Here is an 18188-nt window from a genome sequence, read left to right on the forward strand (position 1 = left end):
GTGGCGCCTCGTATCCTTGGTGATTATGGCTAAACCCCGCACCACCGCCGAGAACAAAGCCGCCCGGGCAGCGGCGGCCGCCGAACGCAAGGCCGCGGCCAAGGAGCGCCGCGGTCAGCTGTGGCAGGCGTTCAACGTGCAGCGCAAGCAGGACAAGCGCCTGCTCCCCTACATGATCGGCGCCTTCGTCCTGATCGTGGCCGTCTCGACGACGGTCGGTGTGCTGGTCGGCGGGTTCACCATGTTCACCCTGATCCCGCTCGGCGTGGTGCTGGGCGCGCTGGTGGCGTTCATCATCTTCGGGCGCCGGGCCCAGAAATCGATCTACCGCCAGGCCGAGGGGCAAACCGGTGCGGCGGCCTGGGTGCTGGACAACCTGCGCGGCAAGTGGCGGGTCACGCCGGGGGTGGCCGCGACCGGCCACTTCGACGCGGTGCACCGGGTGCTCGGCCGGCCGGGCGTCATCTTGGTCGGCGAAGGGGCAACGGGCCGCGTCAAACCGCTTCTGGCGCAAGAGAAGAAGCGCACCGCGCGACTGGTCGGCGACGTCCCGATCTACGACATCGTCGTCGGCAACGGCGAGGGCGAGGTACCGCTGTCCAAGCTGGAGCGTCACCTGACCAAGCTGCCGGCCAACATCAGCGTCAAGCAGATGGACACCCTGGAGTCGCGGCTGACTGCGCTCGGGTCGCGGGCCGGGGCCGCCGTGATGCCGAAGGGGCCGCTGCCGGGCGCCGGCAAAATGCGCGGCGTACAGCGGACGGTGCGCCGCAAGTAGGCGCGTCTAACGCCGGACGACGGCGGTGTTGGTCACCCGGTCCTGAATGCCCCGCCCGTCCCAGTCGGTGAACAACGCCGGCACCACCAGGGCGACCAGCAGCCCGCGCGCCGCCACGCGGCCCACACCCAGGCGTCCGTCCAACGCGGTCACCCGAAGGCCGAGCGCCAGCTGACCCGGGGTGAACCCGTACAGCCGCACCGCCACCACACCGAGCAGAAACCAGATCACCAACACCGCCGTCGACAACATCCGTTCGGAGAACATGCCGAACGCCATCGCCAGCGCCGCCAGACCGTATGCGATCAGCCAGTCGACCATCAATGCGGCCAGCCGGCGTCCCATCGACGCCAATGCGCCCGGGCCGCTCTTCGGCAAGCCGAGCGTCTCGCCGGGATACGCCGGGCGCGACTCCGGCATCATCGCCCGTTCGTCGGGTCGGAGCCGGCCGCCGACGGCAGGGACGGGTTGCTGCGCCCGCGCGGCCGACCAGATACGATTTTGCGGTCCATGGGCCTCACAATAGAACCCGCCGTTGCTCCACTCCGATCTGTGGGACGCGTGGTCACGTAACCTCCGCGCAACACGGGGTTGATGGGCGGGCAACATCACCTTCATAGCGTCAGGCCGCGGATTACCAAGCAAAGGAGCAATCAGTGACGGAAAAGACGCAGGATGACGTCTTCAAACTCGCCAAAGACGAAAACGTCGAATTTGTCGACGTCCGGTTCTGTGACCTGCCCGGCATCATGCAGCACTTCACGATTCCGATTTCGTTCTTCGACGAAAGCATCTTCGAAGACGGCTTGGCCTTCGACGGCTCGTCGATTCGCGGCTTCCAGTCGATCCACGAGTCGGACATGTTGCTCCTGCCCGACCCCGCGACCGCGCAGATCGACCTGTTCACCGAACACAAGACGCTGAACCTCAACTTCTTCGTGCACGACCCCTTCACCCTGGAGGCGTACTCGCGCGACCCGCGCAACGTCGCCCGCAAGGCGGAGAACTACCTGATCAGCACCGGTGTCGCCGACACGGCCTACTTCGGCGCCGAGGCCGAGTTCTACATCTTCGACTCGGTGAGCTTCGACTCGCGCACCAACGGCTCGTTCTACGAGGTGGACGCGATCTCCGGCTGGTGGAACACCGGCGAGCCCAGCGAGAACGACGGTTCGCCCAACCGCGGCTACAAGGTGCGCCCCAAGGGTGGGTACTTCCCGGTGGCCCCCGTCGACCACTACGTCGATCTGCGCGCCGAGATGCTGTCGAACCTGATCAAGGCCGGCTTCAGCCTGGAGAAGGGCCACCACGAGGTGGGCACCGGCGGTCAGGCCGAGATCAACTACAAGTTCAACACGCTGCTGCACGCGGCCGACGACATGCAGTTGTACAAGTACATCGTCAAGAACACCGCCTGGCAGAACGGCAAGACCGTCACCTTCATGCCCAAGCCGCTGTTCGGTGACAACGGCTCCGGCATGCACACTCACCAGTCACTGTGGAAGGACGGCAGCCCGTTGATGTACGACGAGACCGGCTACGCCGGCCTGTCGGACACCGCGCGCCACTACATCGGCGGACTGCTGCACCACGCGCCGTCGCTGCTGGCGTTCACCAACCCGACGGTGAACTCCTACAAGCGGCTGGTGCCCGGCTACGAAGCGCCGATCAACCTGGTCTACAGCCAGCGCAACCGGTCGGCGTGTGTGCGTATCCCGATCACCGGCAGCAACCCGAAGGCCAAGCGCCTGGAGTTCCGTTGCCCCGACTCGTCGGGCAACCCGTACCTGGCATTCGCCGCCATGCTGATGGCCGGCCTGGACGGCATCAAGAACAAGATCGAGCCGCAGGCGCCGGTCGACAAGGACCTCTACGAGCTGCCGCCCGAAGAGGCCGCCAACATCCCGCAGGCGCCAACCCAGCTGTCCGCGGTGATCGACCGGCTGGAAGAGGACCACGAATACCTCACCGAGGGAGGCGTTTTCACGCCCGACCTGATCGAGACGTGGATCAACTTCAAGCGCGAGAACGAGATTCTGCCGGTCCAGATCCGGCCGCACCCCTACGAGTTCGCGCTGTACTACGACGTCTGAGTCGGCTTAACGACAACACCCGCGTGGCAATCGCCGCGCGGGTGTTGTCGTCGATGCGGGTCAATTCCTGCCGATGCCGCCTCGTCGCCCGGGACGGGCGCCGGGACCGGGACCCCCGCCGCCCGGGCCGGCGCCCGCACCGGGACCCGAGCCCACCCGCCCCTGGCCGGGACCGGCGCTGGGGCCAGCGCCGGGACCGGGGCCGTCGCCGGCGAGGGGGCCCGAGCCGGGACCATTGCCCGCGAGCGGACCGGAGCCATCGGGAGCCTGCCGCGACGGGGCCGGCGCCGCGGGTTGCGGAGAGGCCTCGGCCGCCTCGGCCGGTGGCGGAGCGCCTTTCGGTGTCTGAGTCGCGGGCGCGGCCTGCTGCTGTGTCGCCTGCTGCTGTTGCGGTTGCCCCTGCGGCTGCTGGGCCTGCGTCGTCGCCTGCTGTTGAGTGGCCTGCCCTTCGGGTTGACCACCCTTTTGGGTCGGCTCAGCGGCCGGCGGCGGAGCTGACTGCGCGGTAACCGGCGGCGCGGTGCCGGTCGCAGGCGGCGGATTCTTCGTGACCGGATCGGCCGGGAACGGCGCCGGGGCCGCGGGTGCGATGGCTTGCGCGGTCCCGTCGGCAGACACGATGGGTGCCACCGTGATCAAACCCGCGGCCAATACGGACCCAGCGGCCAACCCGAGGCCGACGGTGCGACAACGCGACGCGTGACTCATGTGCGATCCTTCGCTGTATGTTTTGCGCGAAAACGTATCTCGCACAACAAAACCAGGCAGCGACATCGCGGAGTTTTCGACAGTTGGTAATCGCCCGTTCGCTAACGTCGCGGGCGGATCCCGCCGCAGGCCGCCGGCCTACTCGTATCCGGGGCGACCGAGCGTCACAGCAAGTTGCCGGAGCAACGCGGTCCGGAACCGGTCGGCCGAGGGGCTGGGAAACCGCAGCACCCGCGGAATCATGGCGCCGACGATCGTGGCGAACAGCAGATCCACGACGTCGTCCGCGGCGATCGAAGGCGTGAAGACGCCGGCGTCGCGGCCCTCGATCACCGTGCGCAGAAACGGCGCCCGGTAACGGGCCCAGCCCTCTTCGCCGTAGTCCCGCAACTCCCCGTCGCGGATGCCCGAGCGCCAGAACTCGATCAGCATCTGGTGGTTGCGCAGCGGCGTATTGAGGTTGCGGTCGATCATCGCGACCAGGCGGTTCCACGGGTCGTTCTCGGCGTCGGCCACGGCCTCGAGCGCGGCCACCTCGACTTCAGTCGCATGCCGCATCGCCTCGATCAGCATGTCCTCGCGCGAGCCGAAGTAGTTCTGCAGCGTGCTGATCGCCGTACCGCTGGCCTGCGCGACATCGGCGAACCGGGCATTTTCGTACCCTCGATCCGCCAGCACCCCGGCCGCGGCTTCGACGGCCGCGGTCCGGCGTGCACCCCCGGCCCGGCGTGTTCGACGTTCGACAGCCATTTTTGTATGGTACGGAAATACCGGGTCCGGGCAAGCCAGGGGTCCCGGCGCGCCCTAGGCGGCGGAACGCGGCGGGATGTTGTGGTTGAGCCGGAATCTGTTGTACGGGTCGTAGCGCTGTTTGACCGTCTGCAATTTGTCGTAGACCTCGGGCTCATAGACCCGCCTGATCCGCCCCCCGGATACGTCGGCCGGTCCGACGAAGCTTGGGTTGGTCATCTCGTGCAGCCAGGGCCGCAGTGCCGCAAGGAGTTCACGGCCCGAGTCACGGTAGGCCGCGACGTCTTGTCCCGGCGGCACTACGGTAAGACCGAACATCGCATACGCGGCGTCACGGGCTCCTACCGCGTTGGGGAACGGCGCCGGCCTGCTGAAAGCTCCTTGCAAATGCCGGATATCGACGATGTTGATCGTGCTGCCGGAATCGGGCCCAACCGTGTCGACGATTGCCTTGACGGTCTCGTCGGTCAGTTCTCGAAGCAGTCCGAAATGCTCGACCGCGGGCGCGGGATCGGTCGGGTCGTTGCTGATGGTGGCGAACTGGGTGTATGGGATGCTGGCCACGGTGTCCGCTAGCGTAGGCGCCGCCGCGCGCAGCGGGTCGATCAGCTTCGAGCCAATCTCGGCTTCGCCGACGTACGACACTCGTACCGCTATGGTCAAGTGCCCCTGCATGAATGGCGGTACGCCGGGCAACGGGGGCAGGTTCAGCACTGCGAATGATGTCGTCAACTCGTCGGGCGCGGACGCGGTGAGTTCTCGGTACGCCTGCAGTACCTGCCGGATGTGCTCACCGGAGTAGAAGAGTGCACCGGCATACAACTGTGTCACCGGGAAGAGCGCGAATTTCATCGCCACCACCACGCCGAAATTGCTCTTGCCGCCAAGTAAGGCACCGAACAAATCGGATTCGGATTCTGCTGACACACAGCGTAGTTGGCCATCAGCGGTCACCACGTCGATGGCACTGACATGATCGGCGGCCCACCCGTACTTACGGCCCATCGTCGAGCTTGCCCCGCCGCTGAGTGTGTAGCCGACAACGCCGACGCCGGGTGAGGAGCCTGGCAGCGGAGCCAGCCCGTGCAACGCGGCGGCGTCGACCAGCTGACCGAAGCGAACCCCGGCATCGACTCTTGCACAATGCTTTTCGGGGTCGATGACGAGGTCGGACATTCGTCCCAGGGTGATCATCAACGTGTCGTCCGAGGCGGCCACGCTCGGCCCGTGGCCGGTGTTGAGAACGGCGATGTTCAAGCCGTGCCGCGCTGCGAACATTACCGCCTCGGATACGTCCGCGGCGTTGCCGGCGCCGACGACGAGCGCGGGCCGGTGCCGCACCGCCATATTGAACACCGCCACCTCGTCGTCGTAGCCCACATCGTCAGCGGTGAAGACCGGTCCCCGCAAGGCGCCCCGAAGTTCTGGAACACCGTCCCGCCATGATGCCATCGCCGCCCCTTTCGCTGGCACTTCCGGTATTAAAATACGGTATCACGATACCGATAATCTTGGCCGATGTGTGCGAGAGGCCGCCCGGACGGCCGGCGGGTGCCGTTGTCGTGGTTGGCCGGCCACGCGCACGCGTCGATGCCGGTCGTGCTTCGCTCCCCTTCAGGCCTGAGGTCTAACGAGCCGGCCTGACACCCAAGATCCCGCGAGATGCGCCTGCGGGCTGCCCGTCGGCCATGTCGACAACCTCGAGCCAACTTCCGGGAGCGATGTAGTGGCGCTTGACGTCCTCACGATACATGTCGATGACCAACACGCCCGCATCCGTGACTTGGTACTTGTCGAATGCGCCATAGTCGCGCGGTTCGCCGTTGCTGAACACCACCGTGAAAGGCATGCGTTCGAGTATGGCCGCGACCGAACTCACCGTCTAGCCGTCGAGCGCGAGATCCTTGCGGAAGCGCTGCAGGCCGTCGATCTTGTCGTCGAGCGTCGCCTCGGGTCCGGAGTAGAACATCCACGGCATCGTGATGATGCCGGTGATACCGGCATCCGCGACGCGTTGGTAGTCGGCGGTGGTGAAGGCGTCGGTCAGCGGCGTGAGAATGGTGAAATCGCGCATCGTCAAACCATTTTGGGCGCGCAGTTCGCGCAGCTTCCCGACCGCCTCGATGGCATGCTCGGTCTTGATCAGGTCGCCGATCCAACCGTCGTTGCGCGCGGCCCGGCGCAATGCGGCATCGCTGAGCCCGCCGACGTAGACGGGTATCGACGGCGGAGTCGGCTGCATCTCCAGACGCGGCGTCTGGTAGAACTCGCCGTCGAACTCCGTCCAGCCCGGCGACCACAGCGCGCGCATCAATTCGATCATCTCGTCGGTGCGCTTGCCGCGGCGGTCGAATTGTTCGCCCATCAGCGCGAATTCCTCACGGCACCAGCCGACTCCGATGCCGAGCTCGAGGCGCCCCGACGCCAAGACAGCCGCGGTGCCAATGGCTTTGGCCGCCGAGTACGGATTGCGCATCGCGGGGATGTAGACCGTGGTAACGAACCGCAGCCGGGTGGTGACCTGGGCCAGCGCGCCGGCCAGCACCCAGGGGTCCAGCCAATCCGTAAACGGCTGCCAGCGCCGTTGCCCGTCTTTGGTGTACGGGTACGGCGTCTCGAGGGTCTCCAGGTTCACCACATGGTCGGGTATACCGATACCGTCGTAGCCGAGTTCGTCGGCGGCCTTGGCGATCTCGACGATCTCCCGGGTGTTCAAAAACGCACTGCTGACGTAGAACTTCATTGGCCGTCCCGCGCCCACGCCGGTTCGATGAAGATGCCGTCGGCCTGCACGGTCACCCCTTTCGCATCCGAAATAGTGCCCTTTGCAAAGACTTTGACGCCCTGGGCGCGGTCGATCCAGGCATCGCAACGCAGCGGGCCCAACGGGGTGCCGCGCAGGTACTTCACGCTGATAGTTCCGGTGAAACGCGCCTTGGACAATCCGTCGCTGGCCGCCTCGCCGAGCATGTGGTCGAGCACCAGTGCGCTGACGCCACCGTGCACCAGACCGGGCGGGCCCTCGTAGGCGGTTCCCAGCACGAACTCGCTGTGGCAGCGCCCGTCTCCGTCGTGTTGGACGACCACCGGCGGCGCGATCGGGTTGCACGCACCGACGACGGCGTTGCCCAACGGCAGCGGACGGCCATCCACCCGAAAGTTGACGCCGACCGGCCGGGTCCGTTCGCGCAGCAACCGGGTCACAGCCTCGATCTCGTTGCGCGCCTTGGCGACGACGTCGGCGTCGGCCTCGGTGCGGATGGTGGCGTCGATGAGCTCACGAACCGCGTCGGCCAACGGCGCGTAGCGACCCGTCAACCGATCAGCCTCTGCGGTGCTGAGCACCTCGAACATTGCCTCGAACGCGCCGGCTCCCTGACTCAACTCCCGAACACCTTGCGCACCACCGCTTTTGCACGTCGCGTCACCCGCAAATAGTTGTCCAAGAACTCACTTCCATCATCGTTGTGCCAGCCCGCCGCGACCGCGACCGCATTGAGCTGACGTCCGGGCCCCGGTAGTTGGTCGGTCGGCTTGCCCCGCACCAGCACCAGGGCGTTGCGCGCCCGGGTGGCGGTCAGCCACGCCAGCCGCAGCAGCTCCACCTCGTCGGCGGGAACCAGCCCCGTCTCGGCGATGACGTCGAGCGATTCCAGCGTCGAGGTGTTGTGCAGTGCCGGGATCTCGTGCGCGTGCTGCAGTTGCAGCAGCTGCACCGTCCATTCGATGTCGGCCAGTCCCCCGCGGCCCAGCTTGGTGTGCGTCTTGGGGTCGGCGCCGCGCGGCAATCGTTCCGACTCGACACGGGCCTTGATCCGGCGGATCTCGTGCACCGCCTCGGCGGACACACCGTCAGGTGGATAGCGGGTCTTGTCGGCCATCAGCATGAAGCGCTGGCCCAGATCAGGGTCGCCGGCCACCGCGTGCGCACGCAGCAGCGCCTGGATCTCCCACGGCTGGGCCCACTGGTCGTAGTAGGCGGTATAGGAGCCCAGGGTCCGGACCAGCGCGCCGCTGCGACCCTCGGGTCGCAGATTGGCGTCGACTTCCAGCGGAGGGTCGACGCTGGGCGTCCCCAGCAGCGTGCGAACCTGCTCGGCGATCGGCGTCGCCCACTTGACCGCCGCGGAATCCTCGACGCCACTGGCCGGTTCGCACACGAACATCACATCGGCGTCGGAGCCGTAACCCAGTTCGGCGCCGCCCAGCCTGCCCATGCCGATAACCGAAATCGTCGCCGGCGCCTTGCCGTCTTCGGGCATGTTGGCCCGGGTCAGCGCGTCCAGGGCCGCCTGCAGCACGGCCACCCAGACCGACGTGAGCGCCTGGCACACGTCCCGAACCTCGAGCATGCCGAGCAGGTCGGCCGACCCGATGCGGGCCAGCTCCCGGCGTCGCAGGGTGCGCGCGGCGGCGATGGCGCGTACCGGGTCGTGGTGCCGGGCCGCGGAGGCGACCAGCGCGCGCGCCACCGCGGCGGGCTCGGTTTCGAGCAGCTTCGGCCCGGCCGGCCCGTCGCCGTAGTCCTGAATCACCCTCGGCGCGCGCATCAACAGGTCCGGCACGTAGGTGGAAGTGCCCAGTACGTTCATCAGCCGCCTGGCCACCGCGGGCTTGTCGCGCAGCGTGGACAGGTACCAGGTCTCCGACGCCAGCGCCTCGGACAGACGGCGGTAGGCCAGCAGTCCGGCGTCGGGATCCGGCGTGTACGACATCCAGTTCAGCAGCCGGGGCAGCAGCACCGACTGCACCCGGCCGCGCCGGCCGCTTTGGTTCACCAACGCCGACATGTGTTTCAGCGCGGTTTGCGGCCCCTCATAGCCCAGTGCGGCCAGCTGGCGCTCGGCGGCTTCCGACGTCATGCCGTGCGAGATCTCCAGGCCGGGCGGCCCGATCGACTCCAGCAGCGGCTGGTAGAAGAGCTTGGCGTGCAGCTGGGACACCCGCACGTTCTGGTGCTTGAGCTCCTCGCGCAGCACGCCGGCCGCGTCGTGGCGGCCGTCCGGGCGGATGTGGGCCGCGCGCGCCAGCCAGCGCACCGCCTCCTCGTCGTCGGCCTCCGGCAGCAGGTGCGTGCGCTTGAGCCGCTGCAGCTGCAGCCGGTGTTCGAGCAGCCGCAGAAACTCATAGGAGGCGGTCAGGTTCGCGGCATCCTCGCGGCCGACGTAACCACCCTCGCCCAACGCGGCCAGCGCGTCGACCGTGGAGGCCACGTGCAGGGACTCGTCGCCGCGGCCGTGCACCAACTGCAGTAGCTGCACGGCGAACTCGACGTCGCGCAGTCCCCCACTGCCGAGCTTGAGCTCGCGAGCGCGGACCTCGGACGGCACCAGCTGCTCGACGCGCCGGCGCATGGCCTGCACCTCGACCACGAAGTCCTCGCGCTCGCAGGCGATCCAGACCATCGGCATCAACTCGTCGAGGTAACGCTTGCCCAGTTCGGCATCGCCCACGGCGGCGCGGGCTTTCAGCAGCGCCTGGAACTCCCACGTCTTCGCCCAGCGCTTGTAGTAGGCGACGTGCGATTCGACCGTGCGGACCAGCTCACCGCTGCGGCCCTCCGGGCGCAGGCCGGCATCGACTTGGAAGCATGCGGTCGACGCGACCCGCATCATTTCGGTGGCCACCCGGGTGGACAGCGAGTCGGCCTGCTCGGCGACGAAAATGATGTCGACGTCGCTGACGTAGTTCAGTTCGCGGGCACCGCATTTGCCCATCGCGATCACCGCCAGCCGCGGCGGCGCCTTGTCGCCGCACACGGTCGCCTCGGCAACCCGCAGCGAGGCCGCCAGCACGGCGTCGGCGGTGTCGGACAGCTGGGCGCCGACCACGGTGAACGGCACCACCGGCTCGTCCTCGACCGTCGCCGCCAGGTCGAGTGCCGCCAGCACCAGCAGATGGTCGCGGTACAACGTGGCCAACCGTGGCACTACCGAGTTCGGCACGGCCAGCGCGTCTTCGACGCACCCGATGAACGCTTCGTGCAGCTCGTCGCGCGTCGGCAGTTTCACCTTGCCCCGCAGCAGCTTCCACGACTTCGGGTTTGCGACCAGATGGTCGCCGAGGGCCAGCGACGAGCCCAGCACCGAGAACAGTCGGCCGCGCAAACTGCGCTCGCCGAGCAGTGCGGCGTTGAGCTCGTCCCATCCGGTGTCGGGGTTCTCCGAGAGCCGAACCAATGCCCGCAACGCGGCGTCTGGATCGGGTGCTCGCGACAACGACCACAACAGGTCGACGTGCGCCTTGTCGTCGTGTGCCGTCCAGCCCAGTTGTGCCAGGCGGTCACCGGCGGGTGGATCGACCAAACCGAGCCGCCCGACGCTGGGCAGCCGCGGGCGCTCGGTCGTGGGTCTGGTCACGACCAAAACGGTAGCGCAAGCTGCCGATCTCTCAGACCAACCGGCGGCCTCTGTGAGCTACAGCGACAGGTAGGTGCTCAGCTCGTAGGGCGTGACGTGACTGCGATAGTTCGCCCACTCCGTGCGCTTGTTGCGCAGGAAGAAGTCAAAGACGTGCTCCCCCAACGTTTCCGCGACGAGCTCGGAGGCCTCCATGGCGTGCAATGCGCTGTCGAGGCTGGTGGGCAGCTCGCGGTAGCCCATCGTGCGGCGCTCTTCGGGGGTGAGGTCCCAGACGTTGTCCTCGGCCTGCGGACCGAGCACGTAGCCCTTCTCCACCCCGCGCAGTCCGGCGGCCAGCAACACGGCGAAGGCCAGATATGGGTTGCACGCCGAGTCGGGGCTGCGGACTTCGATGCGCCGCGACGACGTCTTGTGCGGGGTGTACATCGGCACCCGTACCAGAGCGGACCGGTTGGCCGCGCCCCAGGACGCCGCGGTGGGCGCCTCGCCGCCATGCACCAGACGCTTGTAGGAGTTGACCCATTGGTTGGTGACCGCGCTGATCTCCGAGGCGTGCTCGAGAATCCCGGCGATGAACGACTTGCCCACATCCGAGAGCTGCAGCGGGTCGTCCGGGCTGTGGAAGGCGTTGACGTCGCCCTCGAACAGGCTCATGTGGGTGTGCATGGCCGAGCCCGGGTGTTCGCCGAACGGCTTGGGCATGAACGACGCCCGCGCGCCATTTTCGATCGCGACTTCTTTAATGACGTAGCGGAACGTCATCACGTTGTCGGCCATGGACAACGCGTCGGCGAATCGCAGGTCGATCTCCTGCTGGCCGGGCGCACCCTCGTGGTGACTGAACTCCACCGAGATGCCCATGAACTCGAGCGCCTCGATGGCATGCCGGCGGAAGTTGGACGCGGAATCGTGGATCGCCTGGTCGAAGTAGCCGGCGTTGTCGACCGGCACCGGCGGAGTTCCGTCGTTGGGGCCGGGCTTCAGCAAGAAGAATTCGATTTCCGGGTGCACGTAGCAGGAGAAACCAAGGTCGTTGGCCTTCTGCAGCTGCCGACGCAGTACGTGGCGCGGATCGGCCCAGGACGGGGAGCCGTCCGGCATCGTGATGTCGCAGAACATCCGCGCCGAGTGGTGATGGCCGCTGGGCGAGGCCCACGGCAGCACCTGGAAGGTCGACGGGTCGGGGTTGGCCACGGTGTCGGACTCCGAGACGCGCGAAAACCCTTCGATCGAGGACCCGTCGAAGCCGATGCCTTCCTCGAAAGCCCCCTCCAGCTCGGCCGGGGCGATGGCGACCGACTTCAGGTAGCCGAGCACGTCCGTGAACCACAACCGGACGAAGCGAATGTCCCGTTCCTCCAGCGTGCGGAGGACGAATTCCTTCTGTCGATCCATACGTCGAACAGTAGGCAATTGCTGTTAATTCCGTGTTACACGGGTGCTTAGTGCTCGGCACCGTTGTTACAGCCACCAGCGCAAACACCCCCATCGGACGCTCCGGCGGACACCACCGCTGCGCGACGCCTGGCGTGTCGCCCGCAACCGGCCGAATTCCGATGATTCCTCAGTGTCGGCTCAGCCGCGGATCCGTACCGTCGGGCCCCAAGAGCAACACCGGGGCTGGGCGACCCTGCCATGACGCCCAGCAAATCCGTAACCGACTGGTGCGGTTACCGTTGTTCGTCCGAAATACGTAACCTGTTAAAGTGGTTACACGCCGTAAGAGGCATCAGCAGGAGGTACTGAACGTGATCACCAAACTTCTCGCCGTCACCGCTATCGGTCTCGGAGTCGCTCTCGGACCAGGCCCGAGCCAGGCGCTCGTGGCGGACCCCGCGTTCAACGACCTCAGCTGCACCTGCCAGACGCCGCCGCCCGCGCCGGGTCAGACGACCGAGGACCGGATCAATCAAGGCCTGCAAGACGCGCTCAACAGGTGAGGCCGCGGACAGGCTATTGGTCGTCGCGCCGGAAACGCCACTGATTTATCTGAATTCCGGCGGTGCGGCGAATTCGTATGAATCCGGCCTGCGCCCGGCAGTGTCGCTTGTCCGCCGCCTTTGCGGCTGTCACCTTGGCTAGTCAGGGGCTAATCAGGGCAGCTACGCCCCCAGCAGAGAGGCTAGGAATGATCAGCAAAGTAGTGGCGGGTTTCGCCCTCGTTCTCGGCACCGCCGTCGGGCTGGCAGCGCCTGCTGCCGCCGACCCCGCGTTCAATCAGCTCCAATGCAGCTGCCAAGCGCCCACCCCTGACCGCAGCCCGTTTGCCGAAGAGCACATCAACCGCGGGCTTCAGGACGCTCAGGGTCGCTGATCGGTAGATCGGCTCAGGGTTGGCAATGCAATGCCGGCGGCGGTGTGCCCGTTACGAAATAGCGCATCACGGTGCCGTCCACACATTGGTTTCCGCCGAAGACCGCGGTGTGCTGCGTCCCGTCGAAGGTGATCAGCGGCGCACCTAGCTGGCGGGCCAAGCTCACGCCCGCCTGATACGGGGTGGCCGGATCGTGCGTGGTGGAGACCACGACGACCTTGCCGAGCGGCATCGCCGGGGCGGGATGCGGTGCGGACGACGCGGGCACCGGCCACAGGCCGCACAGGTCGCGCGGGGCGTTGCCGGTGAACTGCCCGTAGCTGAGGAACGGCGCGGCCTGGCGGATCTGCTGATCGGCGGCTACCCAGGTGGCGGGATCCGTCGGCGCCGGCGCATCGACACACCGGATGGCGTTGAACGCGTCCTGGTCGTTGTCGTAGTGCCCCTGCTTGTCGCGGCCCTGGTAGTCGTCAGCGAGCAGCAGCAGGTCGCCCGCGTCGCTGCCGCGCTGCAACCCGAGCAGGCCGCTGGTCAGGTACTTCCAATGCTGCGGGGTGTAAAGCGCGTTGATCGTCCCGGTGGTCGCGTCGGCATAGCTCAAGCCGCGCGGGTCCGACGTGCGTCCCGGCTTGGCGACGAGCGGGTCGATCAGTGCGTGGTAGCGGTTGACGAACTGGGTCGGATCGGTGCCCAGTGGGCATGCCGGTGAGCGCGCGCAATCCGCGGCGTAGTCGTTGAAAGCGGTTTGGAATCCTGCGGTCTGGCTGATGTTCTCCTGGATCGGGTCGACGGTCGGGTCGATGGCGCCGTCGAGCACCATCGTGCGCACGTGGTCGGCGAAATGCTCGAGGTAGGTGGTGCCCAGCTCGGTGCCGTAGCTGAAGCCGAGATAGTTGATCTGCTCGTCGCCCAGCGCCTGACGCACCATGTCCATGTCGCGCGCGACGGACGCGGTGCCCGTGTTGGCCAGGAAGTCCTTGCCCATCCGGCTCACGCATTCCTGCGCCAGTTGCCGGTAGATCTGCTCGATGTGCGCCACGCCCGTCGGGCTGTAATCGACCATCGGTTCGGTGCGGTAGGCGTCGAACTCGGCATCGGTGCGGCAGCGCAACGCGGGGGTGGAGTGCCCGACGCCGCGCGGATCGAACCCGACCAGATCGAAGTGCCGGGTGATGTCGCTGTTCTGCAGATCCGGCGCCATCCCGGCCACCATGTCGACGGCCGACCCGCCGGGTCCGCCCGGATTGACCAACAGCGACCCAATCCGCTGGCCCGTCGCAGGCACTCGAATCACCGCCAACTTCGCTTGTGCCCCAGTGGGATTGCTGTAATCAATCGGGACCGACACGGTGGTGCACTGTGCGGTGGGGACCTCGCTGCTGTCGGTGAGAATCTGGCTGCAACTACCCCAGTTCACCGGCGACGCCGCGACCGGCGGCGTCGGGTTCGGGGTCTGGCCGGCACCGGGCTCCGGTGTTGCGCCGGCCACAGGCAGCGCCGGCTGGACGGCAACCAGGAGACCTAACGACAGCAGCGCCGAACTCAGCGATCTCAGGCGCGACATGGCTGTCAATCGTCGCAGCCTTCGGTACCTGTGACGGCGCGAATCGGTCACGCCTTGGTCTCGGGCCCGGCGCGTCGCGACGGCGAATCAGCTTCGGGTGCCACTAGCACTTCGCGCCGCTCGGCGGGGTGGTGCCGCCGATCAGATACGCCGTCACATAGTCGTCGACGCAGCTGTCGCCCTGGAACACGACCGTGTGCTGAGTGCCGTCGAAGGTGAGCAACGAGCCGCGCAGCTGGTTGGCCAGATCTACGCCGGCCTTGTACGGCGTCGCCGGATCGTGCGTGGTTGACACCACGACGGTCGGGGCGAGGCCCGGCGCCGACACCGAGTGCGGCTTGCTGGTCGGCGGCACCGGCCAGAACGCGCAGGTGCCCAGCGGCGCATCACCGGTGAACTTGCCGTAGCTCATGAACGGGGCGATCTCGCGGGAGCGGCGATCTTCGTCGATTACCTTGGCACGGTCCGTAATTGGCGGCTGGTCGACGCAGTTGATCGCGACCCGCGCATCGGTGGCGTCGGAGTAGTGCCCCTTCTGATCGCGGCGCATGTACATGTCGGCCAGGGCCAGCATCGTGTCGCCGTGGTTGTCGGTCAGCTCCCTGAGGCCGTCGGTCAGGTGATGCCACAGCGTCGGTGAATAGAGCGCCATGATCGTGCCCACGACGGCGTCGCTGTAGCTCAACCCGCGCGGGTCCTTGGTCGGGATCGGCCTGCCGACGAGTTGATTGTTCGGGTCGACCATCGGGTCGATCAGGCTGTGGTAGACGTCGACGGCCTTGGACGGGTCGGTACCCAGCGGGCAGGCCGCCTGCTTGGCGCAGTCGGCGGCGTAATTGTTGAAGGCGTCCTGAAATCCCTTGGCCTGACGCAGATCGGCCTCGATCGGGTCGGCGTTGGGGTCGACGGCGCCGTCGAGGATCATCGCCCGCACTTTTTGCGGGAAGGCCTCGGCGTAGGCGGACCCGATCCGGGTGCCGTACGAGTAGCCCAGGTAGGTCAGCTTGTCGTCACCGAGGGCCGCGCGGATGGCGTCCAGATCCTTGGCGACGTTGACGGTTCCGACGTTGGCCAGAAAGTCCTTGCCCATCTTGTCGAGGCAGCGGCCGACGAACTGCTTGGTCTCGTCCTCCATATGCGAGACGCCGGCCGGGCTGTAGTCGACGTTCGGCTCGGTGCGCAACCGGTCGTTGTCGGCATCGGAGTTACACCAGATCGCAGGACGCGACGACCCCACGCCCCGCGGGTCGAACCCGACCAGGTCGAACCGCTCGCGGACCCGCTTGGGCAACGTCTGGACGACGCCGAGCGCGGCCTCGATGCCGGATTCGCCGGGGCCGCCGGGGTTGATCACCAGCGAGCCCAGCTTGTCGCCCGTCGCCGGGAAGCGAATCATCGCCAGCGTCGCGACGTCGCCGCCCGGTTGGTCGTAGTCGACCGGCACGGCGAGCTTGCCGCACATGGCGCCGCCGGGAAGCTTCACCGATCCGCTGACGACCCGGCACGGCGTCCACTCCACGGGCTGCCCCAATTTCGGGCCCGCCATCAGCGGATGTCCGGCGACAACGCGTATGCAGCCCCCCAGCAGCAGCGCCACGGCAGCGATCGCTGTCGAGACCACCAGCATGCGCGCGACCGTGTCGCGGCGAGTCAGACTCATGCCAACACATGCTGCCAGAGAGAACCTGAGACTTTCGTGAGCGGCCGCGGTAGGTCGGCTACCAGTGGTTATTCCGGGCCACCAGGAACTCGCCCGCGCGCGTAATGGCACGTTTCACACTCCCGCGACGGTGCAACCGCCCCGAAGAGATGGCAGAATAGCGCACGTCAGACGAACCCGGGGACCTATCACGGCCACGAGGATCGACCCGACCACCATTTAGGGACAATGATGTCTGAGCAGCACGTTTACGGTGCGAACGCGGCGGGCGAAGCCGCCAAGGCGCCCCGCATCAAAATCCGCACCCATCATTTACAGAAAATGAAGACCGAAGGCCACAAGTGGGCCATGCTCACGGCCTACGACTATTCGACGGCGCGCGTTTTCGACGAGGCCGGCATCCCGGTCTTGCTGGTAGGCGACTCGGCGGCCAACGTCGTGTACGGCTACGACACCACGGTGCCCGTCTCGATCGACGAGCTGATCCCGCTGGTTCGCGGCGTTGTCCGGGGCGCCCCACACGCCCTCGTCGTCGCCGACCTGCCGTTCGGCAGCTATGAGGCCGGGCCAGCCGCCGCACTGGCCGCCGCCACCCGCTTCATGAAGGAAGGCGGCGCGCATGCCGTCAAGCTCGAGGGCGGCGAGCGGGTCGCCGAGCAGATCGCGTGCCTGACCGCGGCCGGCATCCCGGTGATGGCCCACATCGGCTTCACCCCGCAAAGCGTCAATAGCCTGGGCGGCTTCAAGGTTCAGGGCCGCGGCGACGCGGCCGAACAGACCGTGCACGATGCGATCGCCGTGGCCGAGGCCGGCGCCTTCTCCGTCGTGATGGAAATGGTGCCCGCCGAATTGGCCACCCAGATCACCGGCAAGCTGACCATCCCGACCGTCGGGATCGGCGCCGGACCAAACTGCGACGCGCAGGTGCTGGTCTGGCAAGACATGGCCGGCATGAGCAGCGGCAAGTCGGCACGATTCGTCAAGCGATTCGCCGACGTCGGCGACGAATTCCGCCGGGCCGCCATTCAATACGCGGAAGAAGTGGCCGGCGGCGTTTTCCCCGCCGACGAACACTGCTTCTGAGCTACTGCATTTGGCATCGAATCTTGAAGTCGGTCAGCGGCTGCCGAATTGCTTCGAGGTCGGCGTGCGTCTGCGGGTTGGCGTCCATGTACTGCTTGACCTGATCGCCAATCTCGCTCCGCGGCTGGCCTTTCAGGCTGGTGAAGTACGCGTTGACGTCCGGGTGAGTGAACAGATACACCGACGTCGCCGCGGCAACCCCCGAGGAAACCTGGGCGAGATCGGCTGCCGTGCAGTTCGGCGGCAGCGGCCCCGGTTCCGGGTCCGCTTGAGCCGAGCCCATGGCAGCGAAAAGCATTGCACCGCTGATAGCGCCGGCGGCAATTCCGCCGACAACCGCGCGCGAAGTGGCGAGCGCCAAAAACACCATCGTTAGCTCCTCCGTCAGGTATCGATACCTACCCGCACGCAAACCATAAGCGGTTTCGGCGATTCCATGGACGAAATCCATTCATGTGGCAAAGAAGCGAAACCCCGCCGCATGGCCGCCAGGGCCGATATGCTTGCGAAATGAATCGGCGCCGCTGGATCGGGACACTGCTGGCAGTGTTGGCGATGATGCCAATTCCCGGAATTGTTGTCGCGACGGGATCTGCCGGGCAGGCCCACGCCACGGTCTGTGTCGGCGCCGGACGACGCGTGTCGGTCAGCGGTTGCGCCAACGTCGGCGACGCGATCCAGCGCTACGTACCGCCGCCGACGGATTACGCGCCGATGCCGGAGGACACTCCGCCGCCTCCCCCGCCCCCGTAGTCGATCGCGCGGCGGGACGTATCCGTCCGCCCAGGCCAGTGGTCGCGGACACGCCGCAGCAACGATCGCTGCCGGCGGTGCAAGTGTGGTGTGGCACCCTATGGGTAACCAGCTACGAGCGTC

At 66.9% G+C, this 18188-nt stretch carries 18 protein-coding genes; 6 read left to right on the forward strand and 12 right to left on the reverse strand.

The features are described from left to right. Positions 1–25 precede the first annotated feature (25 nt). Complete coding sequence (locus tag MAAFP003_RS16910; protein WP_096288695.1) at positions 26–778, forward strand: DUF4191 domain-containing protein; 753 nt, start codon at positions 26–28, stop codon at positions 776–778. A 6-nt stretch (positions 779–784) separates the two neighbouring features. Here the strand turns inward: MAAFP003_RS16910 and MAAFP003_RS16915 are convergent, their stop codons facing one another. Beyond that, positions 785–1201, reverse strand: coding sequence for an RDD family protein (locus MAAFP003_RS16915; protein WP_096288697.1), 417 nt, complete (start codon positions 1199–1201; stop codon positions 785–787). Between the two features lie 233 nt (positions 1202–1434). Between MAAFP003_RS16915 and glnA (MAAFP003_RS16920) the strand changes: the two genes are divergently transcribed. Beyond that, on the forward strand, positions 1435–2871 hold the full coding sequence (glnA, locus tag MAAFP003_RS16920) for a type I glutamate--ammonia ligase (protein ID WP_096288699.1): 1437 nt from the start codon (positions 1435–1437) through the stop codon (positions 2869–2871). 60 nt (positions 2872–2931) lie between these two features. On the opposite strand, the gene MAAFP003_RS16925 is transcribed toward glnA (MAAFP003_RS16920), so the two are convergent. The 8 genes from MAAFP003_RS16925 to glnA (MAAFP003_RS16960) form a co-directional block, all read right to left on the reverse strand. Then, positions 2932–3579: a hypothetical protein gene (locus MAAFP003_RS16925; protein ID WP_133160867.1), complete on the reverse strand. Its 648-nt coding sequence runs from the start codon at positions 3577–3579 to the stop codon at positions 2932–2934. Between the two features lie 138 nt (positions 3580–3717). Further along, positions 3718–4329, reverse strand: coding sequence for a TetR/AcrR family transcriptional regulator (locus MAAFP003_RS16930; protein WP_096288703.1), 612 nt, complete (start codon positions 4327–4329; stop codon positions 3718–3720). 54 nt (positions 4330–4383) lie between these two features. Beyond that, positions 4384–5781: an FAD-binding oxidoreductase gene (locus MAAFP003_RS16935; protein ID WP_096291223.1), complete on the reverse strand. Its 1398-nt coding sequence runs from the start codon at positions 5779–5781 to the stop codon at positions 4384–4386. Positions 5782–5956: 175 nt separating this feature from the next. Continuing rightward, positions 5957–6178 (reverse strand): hypothetical protein, encoded by a 222-nt coding sequence (locus MAAFP003_RS16940; RefSeq protein WP_096288705.1) that lies wholly within the window; start codon positions 6176–6178, stop codon positions 5957–5959. A 33-nt stretch (positions 6179–6211) separates the two neighbouring features. Next, positions 6212–7072, reverse strand: coding sequence for a TIGR03619 family F420-dependent LLM class oxidoreductase (locus MAAFP003_RS16945; RefSeq protein WP_096288707.1), 861 nt, complete (start codon positions 7070–7072; stop codon positions 6212–6214). Then, positions 7069–7713, reverse strand: coding sequence for a PaaI family thioesterase (locus tag MAAFP003_RS16950; protein ID WP_096288709.1), 645 nt, complete (start codon positions 7711–7713; stop codon positions 7069–7071). The genes MAAFP003_RS16945 and MAAFP003_RS16950 overlap by 4 nt, the downstream gene beginning before the upstream one ends. After that, positions 7710–10694 carry a bifunctional [glutamine synthetase] adenylyltransferase/[glutamine synthetase]-adenylyl-L-tyrosine phosphorylase gene (locus MAAFP003_RS16955; RefSeq protein ID WP_096288711.1) on the reverse strand — a complete coding sequence of 995 codons (2985 nt, stop codon included), beginning with the start codon at positions 10692–10694 and terminating at the stop codon, positions 7710–7712. Before MAAFP003_RS16955 ends, MAAFP003_RS16950 begins: the two co-directional genes overlap by 4 nt. A 51-nt stretch (positions 10695–10745) precedes the next feature. Then, positions 10746–12086, reverse strand: coding sequence for a type I glutamate--ammonia ligase (gene glnA, locus MAAFP003_RS16960; protein ID WP_025735084.1), 1341 nt, complete (start codon positions 12084–12086; stop codon positions 10746–10748). A 311-nt stretch (positions 12087–12397) separates the two neighbouring features. On the opposite strand from glnA (MAAFP003_RS16960), the gene MAAFP003_RS16965 reads away from it, so the two are divergent. Then, positions 12398–12631, forward strand: a complete 234-nt coding sequence (locus MAAFP003_RS16965) for a hypothetical protein (RefSeq protein WP_096288713.1) — start codon at positions 12398–12400, stop codon at positions 12629–12631. 188 nt (positions 12632–12819) lie between these two features. Then, entirely contained in the window at positions 12820–13005 is a 186-nt protein-coding gene (locus MAAFP003_RS28965; RefSeq protein WP_133160868.1) for a hypothetical protein, read from the forward strand. A gap of 13 nt (positions 13006–13018) precedes the next feature. Here the strand turns inward: MAAFP003_RS28965 and MAAFP003_RS16975 are convergent, their stop codons facing one another. Together MAAFP003_RS16975 and MAAFP003_RS16980 are read right to left on the reverse strand one after the other, a co-directional pair. Then, a complete protein-coding gene (locus tag MAAFP003_RS16975) occupies positions 13019–14578 on the reverse strand; it encodes an alpha/beta hydrolase (RefSeq protein ID WP_096288716.1) in 1560 nt (519 codons plus the stop codon). A gap of 94 nt (positions 14579–14672) precedes the next feature. Continuing rightward, positions 14673–16229, reverse strand: a complete 1557-nt coding sequence (locus MAAFP003_RS16980; RefSeq protein WP_096288718.1) for an alpha/beta hydrolase — start codon at positions 16227–16229, stop codon at positions 14673–14675. Between the two features lie 231 nt (positions 16230–16460). Between MAAFP003_RS16980 and panB the strand changes: the two genes are divergently transcribed. Beyond that, the gene (gene panB, locus MAAFP003_RS16985; RefSeq protein WP_096291224.1) at positions 16461–17312 is read left to right on the forward strand and encodes a 3-methyl-2-oxobutanoate hydroxymethyltransferase; all 852 of its coding nucleotides are present in this window, start codon (positions 16461–16463) and stop codon (positions 17310–17312) included. Between the two features lies 1 nt (position 17313). Here the strand turns inward: panB and MAAFP003_RS16990 are convergent, their stop codons facing one another. Then, positions 17314–17682, reverse strand: a complete 369-nt coding sequence (locus MAAFP003_RS16990) for a heme-binding protein (protein WP_243394086.1) — start codon at positions 17680–17682, stop codon at positions 17314–17316. Between the two features lie 140 nt (positions 17683–17822). Here MAAFP003_RS16990 and MAAFP003_RS16995 point away from each other — a divergent pair, with 140 nt between their 5' ends. Beyond that, positions 17823–18065 carry a hypothetical protein gene (locus tag MAAFP003_RS16995; RefSeq protein WP_096288720.1) on the forward strand — a complete coding sequence of 81 codons (243 nt, stop codon included), beginning with the start codon at positions 17823–17825 and terminating at the stop codon, positions 18063–18065. Positions 18066–18188: the final 123 nt, after the last annotated feature.

The organism is Mycobacterium ahvazicum (assembly GCF_900176255.2).
Classification (GTDB): Bacteria; Actinomycetota; Actinomycetes; order Mycobacteriales; family Mycobacteriaceae; genus Mycobacterium; species Mycobacterium ahvazicum.

Coding starts and splice junctions, on each gene's coding strand:
- MAAFP003_RS16980 (WP_096288718.1), bottom strand. CDS start 16,229: ATGAGTCTGACTCGCCGCGACACGGTCGCGCGCATGCTGGTGGTCTCG.
- MAAFP003_RS16940 (WP_096288705.1), bottom strand. CDS start 6,178: ATGCCTTTCACGGTGGTGTTCAGCAACGGCGAACCGCGCGACTATGGC.
- glnA (WP_025735084.1), bottom strand. CDS start 12,086: ATGGATCGACAGAAGGAATTCGTCCTCCGCACGCTGGAGGAACGGGAC.
- MAAFP003_RS16910 (WP_096288695.1), top strand. CDS start 26: ATGGCTAAACCCCGCACCACCGCCGAGAACAAAGCCGCCCGGGCAGCG.
- MAAFP003_RS16935 (WP_096291223.1), bottom strand. CDS start 5,781: ATGGCATCATGGCGGGACGGTGTTCCAGAACTTCGGGGCGCCTTGCGG.
- MAAFP003_RS28965 (WP_133160868.1), top strand. CDS start 12,820: ATGATCAGCAAAGTAGTGGCGGGTTTCGCCCTCGTTCTCGGCACCGCC.
- MAAFP003_RS16945 (WP_096288707.1), bottom strand. CDS start 7,072: ATGAAGTTCTACGTCAGCAGTGCGTTTTTGAACACCCGGGAGATCGTC.
- MAAFP003_RS16930 (WP_096288703.1), bottom strand. CDS start 4,329: ATGGCTGTCGAACGTCGAACACGCCGGGCCGGGGGTGCACGCCGGACC.
- MAAFP003_RS16990 (WP_243394086.1), bottom strand. CDS start 17,682: ATGGTGTTTTTGGCGCTCGCCACTTCGCGCGCGGTTGTCGGCGGAATT.
- MAAFP003_RS16995 (WP_096288720.1), top strand. CDS start 17,823: ATGAATCGGCGCCGCTGGATCGGGACACTGCTGGCAGTGTTGGCGATG.
- panB (WP_096291224.1), top strand. CDS start 16,461: ATGTCTGAGCAGCACGTTTACGGTGCGAACGCGGCGGGCGAAGCCGCC.
- MAAFP003_RS16915 (WP_096288697.1), bottom strand. CDS start 1,201: ATGATGCCGGAGTCGCGCCCGGCGTATCCCGGCGAGACGCTCGGCTTG.
- MAAFP003_RS16925 (WP_133160867.1), bottom strand. CDS start 3,579: ATGAGTCACGCGTCGCGTTGTCGCACCGTCGGCCTCGGGTTGGCCGCT.